This is a genomic window from Nodosilinea sp. AN01ver1 (assembly GCF_050565655.1).
Classification (GTDB): Bacteria; Cyanobacteriota; Cyanobacteriia; order Phormidesmidales; family Phormidesmidaceae; genus Nodosilinea.
In genome coordinates this window covers 1-18,201 of the sequence record NZ_JBNXVS010000038.1, presented here as the reverse complement: position 1 = coordinate 18,201, position 18,201 = coordinate 1, and the positions used below count along the sequence as shown (strand labels likewise).

Here is an 18,201-nt window from a genome sequence, read left to right as displayed (position 1 = left end):
GCCTTTGATTTTGCCTGATTTTACGGCATCGAGATCGCCTCTTTCATCTTGTTTCAGAGAAAATCTCATCCTCAAAACGGTCGCTACACTGGAGGGGGGCCAGGCTCTACCCCAAGCGTGAAGGCTCGCCTCAGAAACGCCACAGGCTCGGTTCAGGGGGTTAGCTCAGCTTGTAAAGCGTCACAGGGCGCTGGTATTAAGTTGTGCCTGGGGCTTACGGTACAGGCTCACGGTTCAGACCCATAGCTCAGTCGTGCGGTTAGGAGAGAAGCCATGCAGATCCAGAGAACGTTAGCGATCGCCCTAGGAATGGCCGTTGTGGTAGCTCCTGGAAGTGCAGTGGGGATGCGGCCTGCCCATGCGGTGGAGCAAGCTGCCGTCAATCTCCTAAATCAGGGCCGCCAGCAGGCGGAGCAGGGGCAGCTAGAGGCGGCGATCGCCACCTACAGCCAGGTGATTCAAGCCGATGCCACCAGTGCCGAAGCCTATTTCTATCGCGGCATTGCCTACCACGACCTGGGCGATTATCAGCTCGCCATCGCTGACTTTTCGCGAGCGCTTCAGCTTCGCCCCGACCATCCAGAAACCCTATACAACCGGGGTGAGGCCCACGCTCACATGACCAATGCCGAGGCGGCGATCGCCGATCTGACCCAGGCCATTGCGCTCGCCCCTGACGTTGTCCAGCCCTATCTAGATCGCGGCCTTGTCTTCGCGGCCACTGGCAACTTACCCCAGGCTCTCAGCGACCTAGACTCCGCAATTGCCCTGGACCCCGACAACGCCGATGCCCACTACAACCGAGGCAAAATTTATACCGAACTGGGCAATGGCGCAGCCGCCCTCTCAGACTTCAACACAGCGCTCCGCCTCAATCCTGAGCTGGCTGAAGCCTACGGCAATCGCGGTGTCTTGCAGTACCAGCTCGGCGACCCTCAAGCTGCTATGGTCGATTTGCGCCAGGCGGCGGCGCTATTTCAGGCCCAGGGTGATCGCCAAGGCTATCAGCAAACCCTGTACTTCATGCAGCAGGTGCAGCAGGGAAGCGGGCCAACCCCGTGAGGCCAACGCCCTCAATCCTCTGAACAGATGTTCAGTGGTAACGATTCTCAGTATCATAGAGAAAAAGCCAAGGAACCTAATCGATGGCTAATTCTCGCTCTACAGAGAACTCTACAATTCAAGCCGTTGATGCCCCCAGTTGTGACGAGTCGCTGGTGCATTTAGACAACGTGCGCCAGGTGCAGCCCGAGGTGCTAAGCACCGAGAAGGCCCAGCGAATGGCGGAGTTTTTTAGCGCTCTCTCTGACCCCCACCGGCTCAAGCTGCTGTCGGCCCTAGCCCAGCAAGAACTCTGCGTGTGCGATCTGGCCGCTGCGGTGAAGATGGGTGAATCGGCGGTGTCGCACCAGCTGCGGGTGCTGCGATCGCAGCGTCTAGTCACCTACCGTCGTCAAGGCCGCAACGTCTACTATGGCCTGGCTGACGATCATATTATGACTCTCTATCGGGAAGTGGCCCAACACCTGGATGAGTAGCATGATGCGTTGCCGCTCCATAGCCAGGTTCTTTCACTTGTAGTCAGCACTCCGATCAAACGCCTTAGGCCAGTACCGTAGGCCCATGGCAATAAGAGATAGAAACAAGACGCCCATTGCTCCGGCTAGCGGGTTTTGGTTCAGACCCGTCACCCATTCCGGCACTCGCTCGGTGTAGATCGCCAAATCGCCCACATCGATCAAGTAATAGCCCGCCACCAGCCCCCCATGCAGCCCAAGGGCCAACCCCAGGCGTCCGGCAGTGCGCTGGCGTGCCCAGCCCAGAGTCAGCCCCAACAGCAGTAGCCCCGGAAAGCTAGGCAGCTCTTTCACAATGGCCTCCCAGGGTTTGATAAAGTGCAGCGCCGCATAGATCGTGCCGCTGGCCCACAGTGCCGGGGTAAAGCCCCAGTCGTAGCGCAGTTCATCCAGCAGCCAGCCGCGAAAGAGCAGTTCTTCGGCCAGGCCAACGCCTAGGCCCACCAGCAATCCCTCCAGGGCAATTCGCCCTAGGGTGGGCGGTGCCGGTTGCCAGGTGAGCCAACCGAGCCAGCCCTCTAGGGTAAACAGCAGCCCCAGGCTCACCAGACCCACGCCTACCCCAATCGCCAGCTCTCGCCCATAGCGGGCCGATGCCTCCAGACCGTGGGCGCGTAGCGGTTGAGTTTGCCCATGCACACGGTGACCCCATGGCACCAGCCCAACCATAAACAAGACGTAGAGCAAAACTAACGGAATAACGCTCAGAGAGCCATCGGTGCCCAGCCACGCGTAGAGAGGCAAGGCGATCGGTACCCAAACCAGCGCTAGCAATAGCAGAAAGCAGAAAATCCTCACCGGGGCAGGATAGCGAACTAGCTGATGCAGTTGAATCATGCCAAAGGTGCCTGTTTAACCTGCTTGCTGAGCGTCATACATGGCCCTTAGCACCAACCCAGGGTCAACCCAGTTGCCGTCGTATTTCAGCATCCAGTGGAGGTGAGGGCCAGTGGTGCGCCCCGTCATGCCGACGCGGCCCAGCCGTACCCCAGTGGGCAAGTCTTGTCCCTGCTCATAGCGAATGCCCCCGTCTGAATCGACCAAATAGCGCTTGCCGTTTGAAACTTCGACTCGACCGCTCATGTGGCAATAGCGGTGCTCCCACTGGCCCGACCGAATGACGGCAGAGGTGCCACAGGTGGTGTGGTCTGATACCTCGATCACCTTACCGCTCCACCAGTTGCGCACAAAGCTGCCCTGGGGCGCGGCCAAGTCTAACCCGTAGTGAAACTGAGAGCCCCCGCCGCCAGTGGGAGAGGTTCTGTAGCCAAAGGCAGAGGTGTAAGCCTGAAAATTTTCGACGGGGAAGGACGCCTGCCGCCAAAACGTAACCGTGTCTTGGGCGAGGGCCGGAGCCGATGAACTAGGCCAGTGCAGGGTAAGAAAGAGCCCCAGGCCAAGACAAAACGCTACCTTCAAAAACCTGAGGCGACGCCGGGGATGGTTTAGGTTTCTCAGTGGTGTCACAACACATCTTCTCTCCATAGGGTTCGTCAGCAGCCTATTCATCGCCCAATTATGCATCAATGATGAGTCGGTGTCTCAGACCTTCCGACTGCTGCAAGCAGCAAGTGTGGTTTGATGGAGCATATCATGTATCATCTGAATAACACTTCAGATGTTCATTAGGCGCTTGCCAGGTACCCCTATGGCAGACTCTCACTCCCATGCTTGTTGCGATAGCTCCGGCCCGATCCCTAAGGATGAGGTGGCCGCCCATGACGGCTGCTGCGGGTCTGACCACGGCCACAGCCACGATTCAGCAGAGTTTAACCTGCGGCAAGAGCTAACCCCGATCGCGATCGCCGCCATTCTCTTCCTCATTGGGCTAATTTTCAATGAGCGGCTGCACAACACCCCCTTCGCTGTTGCCGAGTACGCGGTGTTGATTCCGGCTTATCTCATCAGCGGCTGGACTGTGCTGACTACGGCGGGGCGCAACATTCTGCGGGGGCGCATCTTTGACGAAAACTTTCTGATGACGATCGCAACTCTGGGAGCGATCGCTATCCACGAAATTCCCGAAGCCGTGGCGGTAATGCTGTTCTTTCAGGTGGGGGAACTGTTTCAGGGCTACTCGGTAGGGCGATCGCGCCGCTCGATCAAAGCTCTGCTAGAGGTACGGCCCGACACCGCTAACCTCAGCGTTGACGGCGACATTCGCGCGGTTGCCCCCGAGACCGTGCGGGTTGGGGATGTGATTGTGGTGCGCCCCGGCGAAAAGGTGCCCCTGGATGGCAACATTCTGGAGGGCAAATCCCTGGTCGATACCTCCGCCCTGACGGGTGAATCGTTGCCCCGCACCGTTGCCCCTGGCGAAACCGTGCTGGCCGGGATGATCAACCAGTCGGGGCTGCTGACGGTGCAGGTGACCAAACCCTTTGGCGAGTCGTCAATCGCCAGAATTTTAGAACTAGTCGAAAACGCTAGCAGCAAAAAAGCCGACACCGAAAAATTCATCACCCGCTTTGCCCGGTATTACACCCCGGTGGTGGTGTTTCTCTCCCTGGCGGTGGCGATTTTGCCACCCTTGTTCATTGAGGGGGCTACCCAGGCCCAGTGGGTCTATCGCGCCCTGGTGCTGCTGGTGATCTCCTGCCCCTGTGGGTTAGTGATTAGCATTCCCCTCGGCTACTTTGGCGGCGTGGGCGGTGCGGCCAAGCGCGGCATTTTAGTCAAAGGCTCCACCTATTTAGACACCCTGGCCCAGGTGAAAACGGTTGTGTTCGACAAAACCGGCACCCTCACCCAGGGCAACTTTCGCGTGACGAATGTGGTGACCCACAACGGCCTGAAGAAGCACCAGCTACTGGAGTTAGCCGCCCAGGTCGAGTCGCAGTCCACCCATCCGGTGGCCCAGTCAATTCGTCAAGCCTACGGGCAGACCGTCGATATCTCCGGCGTACAAGACTACGAAGAAATTGCCGGTCATGGCATTCGGGCACAAGTCAATGGCCGGACGGTACTAGCCGGAAATGATCGCCTGTTGCACCGAGAAAACATTCCCCATGATGTTTGCACCGTAGACGGCACCGTGGCCCACCTGGCTGTGGATGGCGAATATAGTGGCCGCATTATCATTGCCGATGAGCTGAAAAAAGACGCCGTCGAGGCCATTCAGGCGCTTCATGCTCAAGGTATTCAGACAGCGATGTTGACTGGCGATAGTCAGTCGGTGGCCGATAGCATCGCCAAGAAGCTGGGCCTCGACCAGTATCGAGCCGAACTGCTGCCCGAAGACAAGGTAAATGCCTTAGAAGAATTCTTGCAGCGTGCCAGCCAAACTAAGAGCAAAGTGGCCTTTGTGGGCGACGGCATCAACGATGCCCCAGTCATCGCTCGGGCTGATGTGGGCATTGCTATGGGCGGGCTTGGCTCCGATGCGGCGATAGAAACCGCTGACGTGGTGATAATGACCGATGCGCCCTCAAAGGTGGCCGTAGCAATTCAAATCGCCCACAAAACCCGGCGCATTGTTTGGCAGAACATTAGTCTTGCCATGGCCGTCAAAGCCCTCTTTATTGCCCTGGGGGCGATCGGCTTGGCCACCCTTTGGGAAGCCGTGTTTGCCGATGTGGGCGTGGCTCTGCTCGCCATCCTAAATGCGGGTCGAATTATTCGGCACCCTCAATAACGAGTTGAGATGATCATTCTCCAAAGAGTTGCAGCGTTCCCCCCTTACCAGCACCCACCGTGGTGGTGTCCGCCGTGATGGTTGATCATCACCGTATCAGCGATGTCTGAGTAGTTAACCGCAGCAGGATTAACCTCCCCCCAAGCAATAGCTGGTATTGAAAGTGCGATCGCAGCGGCGACAGCTGCACTAATCGTAGAAGTCCTAGAAGTCCGTGTCATGGCGTCCTCCTTGTGTGTTGAGTATTTATACTCTGATCCTAGCTCTCAGGTAGGATCAAAATCCTCATCTGAGCAATTCGTCATAGGATGTCACCCTAGTTCATGTTCTGACCGAGACCCATCTCTATCCATGTCTGCCTCCCTTCAAATCGTGCTGGGCACCTTAGCCCTGAGCCTGATTCATCCGCTAATTCCCAGCCACTGGCTACCGTTTGTAGCGTTGGGCAAGGCCGAAGGATGGTCTCGGCAAGAAACCCTGTGGATTACGGCTCTGACCGGATCGGCCCACACCGTTAGCACGCTCTTGATTGGAGTGACCGTAGGGCTACTAGGCTACCAGTTTGCCGACTACTACGAGATCGTGACGCACCTGGTCGCTCCGGCGGTGCTGATGGGGTTGGGCTTGGTTTATCTGAGTAAACCGCTGCGTCAACGCTGCGTCCCATGCTGCTCTCTGGACGAATCTCACCCTGTTGCGGCCACAGTTAGCCCCTCTGGCCGCAGTAAGGTAACAGCGATCGTGGCCATTGCCAGCGCTATGTTTTTCTCGCCGTGCCTGGAAATTGGTGCCTTCTACCTATCCGCAGGGGCGCTCGGATGGCGAGGCATTGCCCTGGTCTCGGGGGTGTACCCCATTGTTACAGTGCTGGGCATGGTGTTGGTCGTGAATTGGAGCTGGCAGCGGGCAAAATCGTTTTCTGCCGCAATCCCTACCTGGAATCTCAGTGGCCATGCCCTAACAGGTCTAATCCTCGTAGTTCTCGGTTTTTTGACGTTTTTTATTGATATGTAGGAAGATGCCGCGTAAACAAGCTACTCCCTGGATTCATCGCTATGCCCGCCCTCTGATGGCGGGGTTAGCGGCGGTTGGCGCTGTCATCACCGCCTACTTAACGATCAACAAGCTCACGGGTAGCGCCACGGCCTGCCCTACTAGGGGCTGTGACATTGTGCTCTCTAGCCCCTATGCCACGGTGTTTGGCCAGCCGCTGGCCCTGTTTGGGTTTCTGGCTTACGTGGGCATGGCGGTGATCGCGATCGCCCCGCTGCTGGTCAATGGGGCTGAGCAAAAAGACCTCAGAGATAAACTCACTCGATTGACCCAACCCCTGCTGCTGATCGGCGGCACCGCCATGATGGTCTTTAGCGGCTACCTCATGTATCTGCTTACCGCAGAAATCAAAGCCGTATGCCTTTACTGCGTCGGCTCAGCTCTCCTCTCCACCAGCCTGTTTTTGCTTGCCCTCATCGGCCAAAATTGGTCTGATCTATCTCAACCCTTCTTTATTGGCAGCATTACAGCATTCTTGGTGGTAGTGGGCACCCTGGGCGTCTATGCCAATGTCAACAACCCAGTCGCCGAGGGCGGCTCGGGCGATCAGCTGGGGCCTGCCATTACCACCCAGTCTGGCCCGGCTGAAATGGCCTTGGCCCAGCACCTGGCCGACACTGGTGCTATTTTCTATGGAGCCTGGTGGTGCCCCCACTGCCACGACCAAAAGCAGTTGTTTGGCCAGGAAGCCAGTCAGGTTATGCCCTACGTTGAGTGCGCCACCCCCGAGGGGCAAGAGCAAACTCCCGAGTGCCAGGAAGCTGGCATTACCGGCTATCCCACCTGGGAAATTAATGGTGAACGCCTGTCGGGGACGCAAACCCTGGAGGAACTCGCCCAACTCTCGGGCTATACCGGCTCCACCACCTTTCAAAATTCGATTTAGCGCAGAGGAGAATCCCTTGAGACGTACAGGTAAACAATTGGGCCTGGTTGGCGTGGCGATGGGAGGTCTGTTGGCCGTAGCCTTTCCGGTAGGTGCCCACAGCCCCGGCCAGGCGTTCAGCGAGCAGGCCCAGCGCGATGAACTCGCTGACTTGCTAGAGTCGGGGGCAGAGCTGGTCGAAGCCGGGGATTTAGCTGAGGCGCTATCTCGTTATCAGCATGCGGTTAGCCTGGATGAAGACAATGCCAAAATCTTCTCGGCCATTGGCTACCTTCAGGCTCGCCAGGGCAACTTTCGAGAGTCTATTGCCGCCTTTCAAACCGCCATTGGGCTAGAGTCTGACAATCTGGCCTTTTATTTCGGCTTGGCCTATGCCCAAAGCAGCTTAGGCGAGTACGATGCAGCAGGCAACGCCTACCGGCAAATCCTACAATTGCAGCCCGATAACCAGCAGGCTCGGTTGGGGCTGGGGGCGGCGCTGTTTCAAACCGCAGCCTTTGAAGAGGCTTTAGCAATTTACCGGACGGTGTTGCAGCAAGACCCCAACCACCCGCAAGCCGCCGAATCTATCGGCCTGATTTTGCTCCAGCAGGGCAATACCGATGCGGCGATCGCGGCTTTAGAACGGGCCGCTGCCCTGGCACCTCAGGCCAGCCAAATACAGATGAACCTGGGCCTGGCCCACCTCAAAGCAGGGGATATGGCGTCTGCTCTCACCTCATTTAACACGGCAGCGGCAGAAGACCCCCGCAACGCCGATATTCGCATGCAGATTGGTTACCTACTCTGGCAGCAGGGGAATCTAGATGCCGCCCTAGAAAGCTATCAGCAGGCGGCCCGGCTTCAGCCTGACTCGGTAATTGCCCACGATGCGATCGCCGATCTCTACTTCGAGCAGCAAGAGGTGCTGATGACCATCGTCGCCCACCGCGAAGTGCTCGAACTAGATCCTGATCATGCCCCTGGTTACTACCATCTGGGCGTTGCGCTAGAGGCGCGGGGCCGTCGAGCAGAGGCGATCGAGGCGCTGCAACGGGCAAAGACATTACTTCTGGAGCAAGAAAACAGTGAAGATGCCCAGATTGTTGATCAGCTGCTGCAAAAACTCCAATCGTCGTAGCCTGCCCAAGCTAAATAGACTGCACTTTCCACAAACTCTGCCGATAACGACATTGCTGTACTACGGAACGTTGAACCATGGCGACTGACAGTAGCAAAAGAGAATTCAACCCGTTCTTGGGGTACAGCTACTCTAGGCGGCTGGTAGAGCTAGGGCGTGTCGTCCTGCTGGTGGGTGGGTTAAACAGCGGGTTGGCGGTTGTACCGGCCTTGGCCACGACCGACATGAGCCCAGCCCCCCCCATTCCAGCAGAAGCGTTGCTCCCAGCGGCAGCCAGTCCGTCCGGAGTCGAAAGCGTACCTCAAGCTCCTGCTCCTGCTTCAATACAGGGTTCGGTAGACGTGTTGCCCGGTGCGAGCGTTAGCGCACCTGCTCAAACATCCGAGCAGACCCCACCCAGCCAACTGCCTGCTAGTGCCCCTGTTCCAGCTGGTTATAACAGCGTCTTTATTGACCCAACTGATTACAGCCTTGGGGCAACAGCGGCTCCAGGAGGGGCTTCTCCTAATCTCGTGTTTGCAGAACGAGCAACGGGCTGTCAAATCATCGTAGCAGGGTCGCAAATCCCTCCCCAGTCTTCCTGTCAGGCAACCGACCCCGACTCTACCAGCCCACCTGCGGATAGTGGCGATAGTATTCAAGTGGGGCCTGTTACTATCAGCTCGCGCGGCGTTAGCTTAGGCGACACCACCATCGTTAGCCGAGCCCAGCTAAATGAAAAGCTGCGGCCCTTAAACATCCTCCGGCGCGGCAATGAGGAATATGTTTTCCCCCTGTCTATTCCAGCTCCAATCACCTCGCTGTTCGGCTGGCGGATGCATCCCGTCCATCAAAACTGGCGGTTTCACGCTGGCACCGACTTGGGATCTCCTGCTGGCACCCCGGTTTTAGCAACCCGCTCAGGCAAGGTTGCAGTAGCCGATCACCTTGGCGGCTATGGTCTAACGGTAATTCTGCGCCACGATGATGGAGATTTGGAGTCTCGCTATGCCCATTTGTCCAAGCTGGCCGTGCAGGCTGGGGAATGGGTTGAGCAGGGGGAGGTGATTGGTCTGGTGGGCAGCACCGGCACGGCGACTGGCCCAAACCTGCACTTTGAAATTCGCCAGCTAACTAGTCAGGGCTGGATAGCAGCAGATGCCAAAAATATCTTGGACGACGGCATTGCTGACCTGCTCAACGTTATCAACAACCCCTTGCAGGCATTGGGAGTGGATACCGCCGATGAAGCCAGTGGTTCACCGGCTCCCGCCGACTATCCCTTCCGCCCGGCCCAGCCAAACGCCAGCTAGTGCCCTGGCTACAGCATCTGTCATATCCAAAAGCCCTTTCCCCCTTTGCAGCAATGGCCACCCCTACTCGTGCTTCTGCTCGGCGCAACCAGAGACTAGCTCAGCAACGTCAACTGTTGGCCGCCAAAATGCAGGTGGTGGCGTGGCGGCGCGTCGTTGTCGTCTGGCTGCTGTTGATGCTGGCCTTAGTCGGGATTGGCGGGCGGCTAGTCTACTTACAACTGCTGCAAGGGGAGACCTTGAGCGCTCTAGCCGAACAGCAGCGATCGCTGCCGACGCTGGTTCGCCAAGCTCGTTACCCAATTGTCGATCGTTTCGGTAGCGTCCTGGCTACTGACCAGGTTGCTTACACTCTTTATATGCATCCCAAGCTGTTTAAGCAGTCTCTCGTTGAGGTAACCGAGGCATTGGCCCCTGTGGTGGCTATGCCACAGAATGAACTCCTGACTTTACTTAACCAGCAACCCTCTGGTATTCGCTTTCCGGGTCAACTGTCAGAGGCGGTGGGCGATCGCATTCGGACATTACGCATTGATGGCCTAGAGTTGGTGCCTCAGCAACAGCGGTTTTACCCCCAGCAAGAACTCTTTGCCCCGATCTTAGGGTTCATCAATCTCGATGGGAAACCTCAGGCCGGGTTAGAGATGACCTATGCCGAACAACTTGCGATCGCTGCGCCCCCATCGGTCGATTCGGCGGTGCCGTCATTAGTGCGTGGGTCATCCCCAAACGCAAGCCTGCGCCTGACGCTTGACAGCCGCCTGCAGCGCATTGCCCAGCAAGAACTAGAGGCGGTGGTTCAAGCCTATGACGCCCAGCGAGGTACCGTAATGGTGATGGACGCCCCTACTGGAGAAATCTTAACCCTGGCCAGCGTGCCCACCTATGACCCCAATCGCTACTACGAAGCCGACATCAGCGCCTTTCGCACTTGGCCAGTGAGCGACACCTACGAACCTGGCTCGACCTTTAAGCCGATCAATGTTGCGATCGCCCTAGAAGATCAAGTGATTTCCCCTGATGACGTGATTAACGACAGCGGACGCATACAGTTTGGTAAGTGGTTGATTAAAAACAGCGACTACAGCGAGGTCGGAGCCCGAGGCCCCATTTCAATTACCGATATCCTCAAATATTCCAGCAATGTGGGCATGGTGCAGATCATGCAAAAAATGGCGGCTTCCAACTACTTTAGCTGGCTAGAACGCCTGACTTTAGGGCAGCCTACAGAGATTGACTTGCCGTCGGAAGCCTCTGGGCAAATGAAACCCCGAGACAAATTTATCAACAGTCAGGTCGAAACGGCCACTACTTCATTTGGTCAAGGGTTTGCGCTGACACCGGTAAAAATGCTGCAACTGCTGGCCACCTTAGCCAATGGTGGGAACCTGGTAACTCCTCACATTGTCGAGGGTATGGTGGCAGAAGACGGTACCTATCTGTGGCAGACCGAACATGCCGCTCCTAAAGCTGTCTTCTCCCTACAAACCACCCAACAGGTGCTCGCCATGATGGAAGCAGTGGTCGCTGAGGGAACCGGTAAACCTGCCCAAATTGAGGGCTACCGGATTGCTGGAAAAACGGGCACAGCCCAAAAAGTTAACAACTCAACTGGTTATAGTTCTGCCCGCATCACTAGCTTTGTGGGCATTGCGCCCGTAGAAGCCCCACGCTATGTGGTGTTAGCGGTCATTGACGAGCCCATTGGCGAGAACGCCTACGGCTCGACAGTAGCAGCTCCTCTGGTTAAACGGGTGATGGAGTCGCTATTGGTGCTCCAGGGAGTATCTCCGAGTCGCCCTAGCGAAATTCAGTGATGACAAGGTTAATCTTAGCTATGCCGGTGCATCCACTTTCCTGAAGGCTTCTGAACAGTCCTGTTCTCAGTACTAAGAAATCTCGTACTGGTTCATCAGATAGTAAGGGTAGGAACCGCTGATTCTTGCCCCATCCGTAAAATGTCTTTCGCCATCGTTTGAGAGGCAACATATGCGATCGCCTGCCAGTCCTCGGGAGTAAATATTTGAGCGAGCATAGCGATCGCTTCAGCCCGAATCACCTTCTGTTCGTTGGGTAACGCCTGCTCTCCCTCTGTCAACAGCATCTCAATCCAGGTCATTTGTTCGGGGGTGAGATGCCGCAGGTGACCATATAAGCATTTCTGCGCCTCCATGTAGACAACCTCTAGACTCCGCCCGAGCTGCCACGACTCTAACCACCCCCTCAGCTCCGGTAACAAGATGGATAGTACTTGCACATACCACCGCTGCCGCTGCAGAGCTTCCGGCGAGGCATTCTTGAGTAACTCCACATACAGCTGTAGACCCAGACCAGCCTCAACCGTCCCTTCCTCACTGGCGTGATCGGCATCAGTTTCACGGATCCAAGCCTCGTCATTGAGCAGATCCATCAGGTTGCCCGTTTTTCTCAGTTGCTCAGCCAGGGTTGCATCATTCATAAGCGATTGGATGAGTTAGAGCGTTAAAGCGGCGTACTCGAAGTATACCAATCCGTCTTTGTCAGGGTCAGGGCCGTAATCCGGCATATTGTAACGTCGATAGAAAGCTTCCGCGCCCGGCAGTGCATGGAGACCGACGCGACCACCGTAACCTAACTCCACACTGCGCTGACGGGCAAAGAGTACGAGTGCCCGTCCGACCCCAATCAGATAGGGAGGATCTTCAAGTAACCGGCGATTCCACGGCGCAGAGGCTAAGTATTCGACGTAGACCAGAGGAAACCGTTGCGGTAACCAGGAACGGTGCCATTGCGTTTCTAGCAAGATGACGCCTTGAAGTAGCGCCTCAAACTCGATGCCGTAAGCCTCATAGCGATCATCATTGACAGCCAGTCGTAACTTATAGGCCCAGTCCCAACTGGCGTCAGACTGCTGTGTCTCCCGCAGAATGCCTGCCCAGATGTCATCAATTTGCCCGCCTTGCTCCTGAGTTAACAAGCCGATTGTCGCTGTGACGATGTCGTTTGGCGGCTTCATTAATCGAATAGGACGATTCATGGGCATCACACAGGAGTGCCCTAAAGCTTATCAGTGACTGTTCTACATGCCATCAGATGGGAAGCGAGATAATCGCAGCCCTCCAGGAGCACCACACATCGCTGGCCTATGGTAGAACGACAGCCTTATGGACTGTGTAGCAATCAGCAAACTGAAAACTGGTATAGACTTGGTACAAGTCTGAAAACTCTTGCCTACAAGTCTTGTATATCAAGGAAATGTGTCAGCTTCCCAAGCTGAATGTCGTCGGTTCGAGTCCGATCACCCGCTTACAAATAGTCCATTAAAGAATTATTTGTCCAGCTTTAAAGGATTAATGTCCATATCAAGAGTTGAAAGCTGAGGTGTTCCGCGTCTGGTGCTGGATACATAGGTCAAACATGGCACATGTTCAGCCAGAAAACTTCGAGCCAGAGGTTCGCCACCTGTTTGGCGACCTGCGACTAAAGCACCCTTGGGAAAAGGCCTATAGTCACTTCTTTATGGGTTGGCTCATCGCGTGTATTTTTGATGGCGACACCTACTTCAAGGTTCTAGACCCTAGTAAGTGGACTGACTGGGAGAGGGAGTTACGGTTCTTGACCTATCAGGCCCTGGCCGCTCACCCTAGCACCAAGTCGCTCACCTCAAGGAGAACCTCAACCATCTGCCCCATCAGAGGTGAAAGTAGATCTGCCAACACAGCCATTGCCATCCCCTACGGTTCCAGTAATAGTCCATCAGGGGCAAGCGGCAGCAGATGATCCAGCGCTGGAGACTGTGCCCGAACCGTTGCCGCGTAATGCATTAGACACCTTGCGTGACTGGTACCGTGCTGCCCGCGATTTAGGCCACGACCCGCTGCACTTAAAACAGATCAAACAGTTGGGCCTCTCAGCCAAACAAGCCGATGGTAATGACTTTGGCCTCGCGCCAAACCTACAGCAGGCAATGACCCAAGATCTGGCCCAATATCAGGCGTTGCAGCAGCAAGGAGAATGCGTGGCTCAAGCTTCCCAGGAAATTTTATCGGTAATCGGGCAGACCCGAGGCCTCATACCCAGTTTCGCGGCAAGGTTTATGAATTGAATCAGATCGCTGACCGGCTGACCGTCCGCCGAGTGACGCCTCAGCCCCAGACTATTCTAGAAAGAGCCTAGGGAAAAATTCAGCGAACGGTGGTGACGGCTGAAGACTGCCAGCGGTTTCAGCGATTTGTGCAGCGTCTAGAATCAGACCGTGTTCTCACCCCAACTTCAGCAGGACTTAAACGATGATGACCCTGCTCCCCTTACCCGCCGACTACCATCTCCAGTCCATCGTGATTTTGTGCGATGGGCAAAAGGCTGTGCATGTGGAGGGCAACGAAATGCAGGGCCGCATACCCCTACTAGCAATTAGGAGAATTGATAGCTTAAGCGAACCCCAATGAATTGATTTTTTTGAGCAGCAGCATCTCATTTGAGACAGTCAAGGAAAATCTCGATGACGTCCCAATGTATAGGGTTCCTCAATTGTACTCAAGAAAGATGTCCTGATAAGCTAACGCTATTTGGGATTTTCCTCCGCAGGCAGTGCATCAAGGGATTGCAAGATAGCGCGTGTAATTCCCTCTCTTTTATAGAGGTCGTCCAGTCGGTTTGGCGTATCTATATTGAGAGCAAAAAACACAGGGCCTGTTGACCACTCGACCCATCCTACCCACCAGCCCCAGCGCCCTTCCCAGCCAGTTTTAGCCCGTAGAATCCAGTCCCGCTCTGCTTCAACGATCATAATATCCTTGACTAATCGCTGGTGCTCAACCTTGAAAGGGAGTTCGTTCTGATACAGCTTTTGTAGAAAATAAATTTGCTCTTGTGCCGAGATAGCTAGCGCTCCATCAATCCAATAAGCCCCTTCGCCAGTGCTTGGGTCTGCGTTTCCGTAGTCAATTTGCGTCAAATACTCTCTTGCTTTCGCTTCTCCGATTTCGTTAGCAAAAATTTCGTAAACCCAAACGGCTGAGTTTCGCATCGCTGAGCGCAACGTTTGATCCTGATTGTGTGGCGCGAAGTCTCTCTCTACTCCATCCCACTCAAACACTTGAAATTCATCTCGAACAACGCCCGCATCGAGCGCAAAGAGAGAGTGCGGAATCTTAAACGTTGATGCTGGAGAATAGGCTCTGTCAGCCCGTTCCTGGTTGTAGACCCACAACTGCTGAGCATCTCCGCGCTGATCTAATACCACGATAGTTCCTTGAGCCTCAGCGCCGTCGAAGAAACTAGCCCAATCCGGTCGCTCTTGCCTTTCTAGACTGCCCAAAGAGCTATCATCTACGGTGGTCGAAATACTTATCTTTGGTCGCTGCGCAATCTGCGGGGTATGTAGTCTATTACTAAGCTTTGCTGAGATAGGTGAAGTAAGCAATATCCCTGCACTACCTATGACCCAAGAAATAAGTAAAAGGAAACGATGATTCATAATGCCATCTTGCTGCGATAAAAAGTTTCGTTCTACGCATAGGCGGCAGCGCTAGCAACACTGCTGCCGCCTATGCAAAACTCATGGAACAATTGCAGTCACGCGGATTTCAATCCGCATCGTTGGCAGTCCAAGCGCCGCAACGCCTACCTGTGTCCAAATTGGGGCATGGTTGGGCATGTAATGGCGATATAGCCTGACCATCACATCGTTCACCTCTGGGGGCAACCCGCCAACATGGTAAGAATTGACGTGGACAACGTGCTCCCAACCCGCCCCGGCAGTTGCCAGGGTTCGCTCTACGTTCCGAAACGCCTGGGTAATCTCGTCTGCGAGCGATTCGGGAATTTGCAGGTTGTCATCCCAACCGCCTTGACCTGATGTCTCCACGCGATCGCCAATTTTTAGCGCTTGCGAGTAGTGCAAGTTATTCAGCATGTATTCCCCATAGCCGGGGGTAACAAAAAACTCGGGCTTATTCATAGTGTTCCTTTTTTTGGGAGCAATTAATTCTTTTGGTTCAGGTGCTAAACGTTCAGCCTATGCCAGTCAGCCACCAGGATCGGAACCGTGAACAGGCTAAATTCGCAATTTTTTCACCAGTCAGAAATGCGGCAGATTACTGACTATTTCTGCTGAAGAAAGTCCAGCAATATGGGATTGACCTGATCAGCGTGAGTCCAGTTGATGGCGTGCGGCCCACCAGGGATAATCTCAAGCTGACTGTTTTTAATCAGTTTCGGGAGTCTGGCGGCGGTGGATTCAAGTGGCAAAATGCGATCGGCATCGCCATGAATGATTAGGGTAGGTATATCAATCCGGGGCAGATCATCACGGAAATCGGTGAGCCAAGACGGAACACAATCCAAGGTTCCTTTAGCAGAAGCCCCGGCGGCTACATTCCAGCAGGCTTGAATAGCATAGTTGCTGATGCGTTCGCCCAGCAGCACATCCACATTAAAAAATTCTCTGAAAAATTCAGAAAAGTAAGCGGGGCGGTCTTTAACGATCGCTTTCATAATGCCATCGAAAACGCTCTGGTCAACGCCTTCAGGATTATCAGCGGTCTTCAGCAAAAAGGGCGGCACTGGAGCCATCAGCACGGCTTTTTGCACCCGCTCTGAGCCGTATTTGCCAAGATAGCGTGTGACTTCGCCGGTTCCCATCGAGAAGCCGACCAGCACAGCATCTTGCAAGTCAAGTTTGGTCATCAGCGTGTTCAAATCGGCTGCAAAGGTATCGTAGTCATAGCCGAACGAGGGTTGGCTAGAGGCACCAAATCCTCGGCGATCGTAGGTAATCACTCGGTAGCCCGCATTTAGCAGCACCAAGACCTGCTTTTCCCAAGAATGGCCGTTGAGGGGAAATCCATGAATAAGAACAATGGGTTGACCGGCCCCAAGATCTTCGTAATAGATATCAATGGCTGCAGAATTTTCTTGACCAACAGTCGCATAAGGCATATTGACCTCCTAATGAACATCGCAAAATGTTCTGATCTGATTTAACCGAAGTATAGTGAGTTCTAATGCTCGGCTTCTTTCAGATTCTTAGGGTGAATTGTCAGATTCTTAAGGTGTTAGCGAACCTGTTTCGGTGTTACTCCGGTGAGTCGCTTAAACTGTTGCGTCAGATGGCTTTGACTGGAGAAGCCGACTTGTAGAGCGATGTCGGCGATCGCCAAATCTGTTCCCTTCAACATTACTTCTGCCCGTTCCACTCGCTGTTTGATCACATACTGATGCGGCGAAATCCCCATTACTTTCTTAAACAAGCTGGCAAAGTAAGTCGGGCTGACATTAACGACGCTTGCCAGTTCAGCCAAGGATAAATCTCGATTTAAATGAGCGTGGATGTACTCGATCGCCTGCTGCAACTGGGTATGGGTTAAGCGGTTGTTGGGTAATGCAATCGGTTTCGCCAGGGTCGAATAGCGTCGTAGTAAATGAATTACTAAAGCCTGAGTGAGGGATTCAATATATAACTGCCCCAGCATCCCGCCCGACTTCAACTCAGCCAATATCAGCATACCAATCTGATGAAGTTGCACATCTTGCCGACCGAAACCATGCACAAGCTCGAATCGTGTTGAATCAATGTCAGAGGCTTCAGCAACTTGTTGAATCAATTCCGGTTTTAAGCAAATGTGCAGCGGAGCACAAATGATATCACTCATATCTGGTGCTTGACACCAATAGCTCGGTTGTCCAGCGGGAACCAAAAGGCTGTCCCGTTGATAGAGGGTCGATTCGTGCAGGCGATCGTCGCGTTTTTGAACTAAAGGGGCAGGATTCCCCGTGTGAAAGTAGAGCCAGTGATCGGCTAAAGCAGGGAGTTCCATTTCAAACGCTGAAGCAGGGCTTTGACATTGCTCTACTAAAATGCCATTCCAGTTCATTTGGCGACTGGAGAACATCAGCGTCTTATTCCACTGGCGGCTGAGTTCGAGCGAGTTGAGCTGGTTGCTGGCCATAGAGCTTACTCTCACCGATTTCTTGCAGTTATGAAAATCAGACTTTTTTCGAGTCAACCATGGCACAGAAAAGCGTTTGTCAGTCAGGAAGCCAAGATGACAACAAAAATGTTAGACCATCAGCTAGCAATCACTGCTTCTCTCCTTAGACAGGCTGTTTCAACTCAGTCAGGAGCCGATCGTTCAGTAAAATTGTTCCTGTCTATTACCTCTACGCTATCAATTTTATCAGCTTGTACTTGTAAATGAGGCTTCTAGCCACATCCGCATCGCCCGAAAGCTAATGCACATTTTAGATGCAATTTTCTTGCGCTTATCCTGGAATAACTTTATTGTTCTCTGACATCTGAATCTTTCCTGTGCATCCCCGATGAAATGCTTGGCCCTACCGGGGTTGATGACGCAGCAGCCATTGTAGGCAAATTCCGGTAACGATGCCGTAGCTTAGCCACCCTGAACTATAGATCAATGCGGTCGGGAATGGTGCTGGCAGTAGCCCTGGCTGCAAAATGTACGCGACAGTTGAGCCGCTTGCTCCTTTTAATGCACCTCCTAAAGCGCTGACCAGAATCCACCAATGCGCAGGGCCATTTCATTCTCAAGGAAGGCTGAAGATGCTAGAGTTTCAGGCTGATTCATCTTTTCCTTAGGCTCTATGCATCTTTCTCCTCCATCCCCTGCTACGGTTCCCCAAACCCACCCTGAGTC

Annotated in this window: 17 protein-coding genes; 9 read left to right on the top strand and 8 right to left on the bottom strand. The window is 54.4% G+C overall.

The window, feature by feature from the left end:
* The first annotated feature begins 273 nt into the window (after positions 1 to 273).
* Together ACQ4N7_RS22625 and ACQ4N7_RS22620 are read left to right on the top strand one after the other, a co-directional pair.
* Complete coding sequence (locus ACQ4N7_RS22625) at positions 274 to 1,062, top strand: tetratricopeptide repeat protein (protein ID WP_106869266.1); 789 nt, start codon at positions 274 to 276, stop codon at positions 1,060 to 1,062.
* Positions 1,063 to 1,145: 83 nt separating this feature from the next.
* Positions 1,146 to 1,538: an ArsR/SmtB family transcription factor gene (locus tag ACQ4N7_RS22620; RefSeq protein ID WP_106869265.1), complete on the top strand. Its 393-nt coding sequence runs from the start codon at positions 1,146 to 1,148 to the stop codon at positions 1,536 to 1,538.
* Positions 1,539 to 1,571: 33 nt separating this feature from the next.
* On the opposite strand, the gene ACQ4N7_RS22615 is transcribed toward ACQ4N7_RS22620, so the two are convergent.
* Together ACQ4N7_RS22615 and ACQ4N7_RS22610 are read right to left on the bottom strand one after the other, a co-directional pair.
* Positions 1,572 to 2,414, bottom strand: a complete 843-nt coding sequence (locus tag ACQ4N7_RS22615; protein ID WP_106869264.1) for a CPBP family intramembrane glutamic endopeptidase — start codon at positions 2,412 to 2,414, stop codon at positions 1,572 to 1,574.
* Between the two features lie 15 nt (positions 2,415 to 2,429).
* A complete protein-coding gene (locus tag ACQ4N7_RS22610; protein ID WP_275335442.1) occupies positions 2,430 to 3,044 on the bottom strand; it encodes a M23 family metallopeptidase in 615 nt (204 codons plus the stop codon).
* Between the two features lie 181 nt (positions 3,045 to 3,225).
* On the opposite strand from ACQ4N7_RS22610, the gene ACQ4N7_RS22605 reads away from it, so the two are divergent.
* From ACQ4N7_RS22605 to ACQ4N7_RS22580, 6 genes are all read left to right on the top strand, one after another.
* Positions 3,226 to 5,211, top strand: a complete 1,986-nt coding sequence (locus ACQ4N7_RS22605; protein ID WP_106869262.1) for a heavy metal translocating P-type ATPase — start codon at positions 3,226 to 3,228, stop codon at positions 5,209 to 5,211.
* Between the two features lie 351 nt (positions 5,212 to 5,562).
* Positions 5,563 to 6,225: a hypothetical protein gene (locus ACQ4N7_RS22600; protein ID WP_106869261.1), complete on the top strand. Its 663-nt coding sequence runs from the start codon at positions 5,563 to 5,565 to the stop codon at positions 6,223 to 6,225.
* Between the two features lie 4 nt (positions 6,226 to 6,229).
* Positions 6,230 to 7,150: a vitamin K epoxide reductase family protein gene (locus ACQ4N7_RS22595; RefSeq protein ID WP_106903110.1), complete on the top strand. Its 921-nt coding sequence runs from the start codon at positions 6,230 to 6,232 to the stop codon at positions 7,148 to 7,150.
* 16 nt (positions 7,151 to 7,166) lie between these two features.
* Complete coding sequence (locus ACQ4N7_RS22590; protein ID WP_275335438.1) at positions 7,167 to 8,270, top strand: tetratricopeptide repeat protein; 1,104 nt, start codon at positions 7,167 to 7,169, stop codon at positions 8,268 to 8,270.
* A 641-nt stretch (positions 8,271 to 8,911) separates the two neighbouring features.
* Positions 8,912 to 9,562, top strand: a complete 651-nt coding sequence (locus ACQ4N7_RS22585) for a M23 family metallopeptidase (RefSeq protein WP_275335436.1) — start codon at positions 8,912 to 8,914, stop codon at positions 9,560 to 9,562.
* Between the two features lie 53 nt (positions 9,563 to 9,615).
* A complete protein-coding gene (locus ACQ4N7_RS22580; RefSeq protein ID WP_106866903.1) occupies positions 9,616 to 11,379 on the top strand; it encodes a peptidoglycan D,D-transpeptidase FtsI family protein in 1,764 nt (587 codons plus the stop codon).
* Between the two features lie 95 nt (positions 11,380 to 11,474).
* Here ACQ4N7_RS22580 and ACQ4N7_RS22575 read toward each other — a convergent pair whose 3' ends face one another.
* Together ACQ4N7_RS22575 and ACQ4N7_RS22570 are read right to left on the bottom strand one after the other, a co-directional pair.
* On the bottom strand, positions 11,475 to 12,020 hold the full coding sequence (locus tag ACQ4N7_RS22575; RefSeq protein ID WP_275335432.1) for a hypothetical protein: 546 nt from the start codon (positions 12,018 to 12,020) through the stop codon (positions 11,475 to 11,477).
* Positions 12,021 to 12,035: 15 nt separating this feature from the next.
* On the bottom strand, positions 12,036 to 12,578 hold the full coding sequence (locus tag ACQ4N7_RS22570) for a hypothetical protein (RefSeq protein ID WP_275335431.1): 543 nt from the start codon (positions 12,576 to 12,578) through the stop codon (positions 12,036 to 12,038).
* 759 nt (positions 12,579 to 13,337) lie between these two features.
* Here ACQ4N7_RS22570 and ACQ4N7_RS22565 point away from each other — a divergent pair.
* On the top strand, positions 13,338 to 13,646 hold the full coding sequence (locus tag ACQ4N7_RS22565) for a hypothetical protein (protein WP_430713740.1): 309 nt from the start codon (positions 13,338 to 13,340) through the stop codon (positions 13,644 to 13,646).
* Between the two features lie 459 nt (positions 13,647 to 14,105).
* Here the strand turns inward: ACQ4N7_RS22565 and blaOXA are convergent, their stop codons facing one another.
* The 4 genes from blaOXA to ACQ4N7_RS22545 all read right to left on the bottom strand — a co-directional run bounded on the left by blaOXA (position 14,106) and on the right by ACQ4N7_RS22545 (position 17,493).
* Positions 14,106 to 15,020 (bottom strand): class D beta-lactamase, encoded by a 915-nt coding sequence (blaOXA, locus tag ACQ4N7_RS22560; RefSeq protein WP_430713739.1) that lies wholly within the window; start codon positions 15,018 to 15,020, stop codon positions 14,106 to 14,108.
* An 81-nt stretch (positions 15,021 to 15,101) separates the two neighbouring features.
* Complete coding sequence (locus ACQ4N7_RS22555) at positions 15,102 to 15,503, bottom strand: RidA family protein (RefSeq protein ID WP_430713738.1); 402 nt, start codon at positions 15,501 to 15,503, stop codon at positions 15,102 to 15,104.
* Positions 15,504 to 15,646: 143 nt separating this feature from the next.
* Positions 15,647 to 16,483 carry an alpha/beta fold hydrolase gene (locus tag ACQ4N7_RS22550; protein WP_430713737.1) on the bottom strand — a complete coding sequence of 279 codons (837 nt, stop codon included), beginning with the start codon at positions 16,481 to 16,483 and terminating at the stop codon, positions 15,647 to 15,649.
* 116 nt (positions 16,484 to 16,599) lie between these two features.
* Positions 16,600 to 17,493, bottom strand: coding sequence for an AraC family transcriptional regulator (locus ACQ4N7_RS22545; RefSeq protein ID WP_430713736.1), 894 nt, complete (start codon positions 17,491 to 17,493; stop codon positions 16,600 to 16,602).
* Positions 17,494 to 18,201 lie beyond the last annotated feature (708 nt).

Excerpts from the sequence above, each read along its gene's own strand:
- ACQ4N7_RS22625 (WP_106869266.1), top strand. The coding sequence starts at position 274 with ATGCAGATCCAGAGAACGTTAGCGATCGCCCTAGGAATGGCCGTTGTG.
- ACQ4N7_RS22620 (WP_106869265.1), top strand. The coding sequence starts at position 1,146 with ATGGCTAATTCTCGCTCTACAGAGAACTCTACAATTCAAGCCGTTGAT.
- ACQ4N7_RS22615 (WP_106869264.1), bottom strand. The coding sequence starts at position 2,414 with ATGATTCAACTGCATCAGCTAGTTCGCTATCCTGCCCCGGTGAGGATT.
- ACQ4N7_RS22605 (WP_106869262.1), top strand. The coding sequence starts at position 3,226 with ATGGCAGACTCTCACTCCCATGCTTGTTGCGATAGCTCCGGCCCGATC.
- ACQ4N7_RS22600 (WP_106869261.1), top strand. The coding sequence starts at position 5,563 with ATGTCTGCCTCCCTTCAAATCGTGCTGGGCACCTTAGCCCTGAGCCTG.
- ACQ4N7_RS22595 (WP_106903110.1), top strand. The coding sequence starts at position 6,230 with ATGCCGCGTAAACAAGCTACTCCCTGGATTCATCGCTATGCCCGCCCT.
- ACQ4N7_RS22580 (WP_106866903.1), top strand. The coding sequence starts at position 9,616 with ATGGCCACCCCTACTCGTGCTTCTGCTCGGCGCAACCAGAGACTAGCT.
- ACQ4N7_RS22575 (WP_275335432.1), bottom strand. The coding sequence starts at position 12,020 with ATGAATGATGCAACCCTGGCTGAGCAACTGAGAAAAACGGGCAACCTG.
- ACQ4N7_RS22570 (WP_275335431.1), bottom strand. The coding sequence starts at position 12,578 with ATGAATCGTCCTATTCGATTAATGAAGCCGCCAAACGACATCGTCACA.
- blaOXA (WP_430713739.1), bottom strand. The coding sequence starts at position 15,020 with ATGAATCATCGTTTCCTTTTACTTATTTCTTGGGTCATAGGTAGTGCA.
- ACQ4N7_RS22555 (WP_430713738.1), bottom strand. The coding sequence starts at position 15,503 with ATGAATAAGCCCGAGTTTTTTGTTACCCCCGGCTATGGGGAATACATG.
- ACQ4N7_RS22550 (WP_430713737.1), bottom strand. The coding sequence starts at position 16,483 with ATGCCTTATGCGACTGTTGGTCAAGAAAATTCTGCAGCCATTGATATC.
- ACQ4N7_RS22545 (WP_430713736.1), bottom strand. The coding sequence starts at position 17,493 with ATGGCCAGCAACCAGCTCAACTCGCTCGAACTCAGCCGCCAGTGGAAT.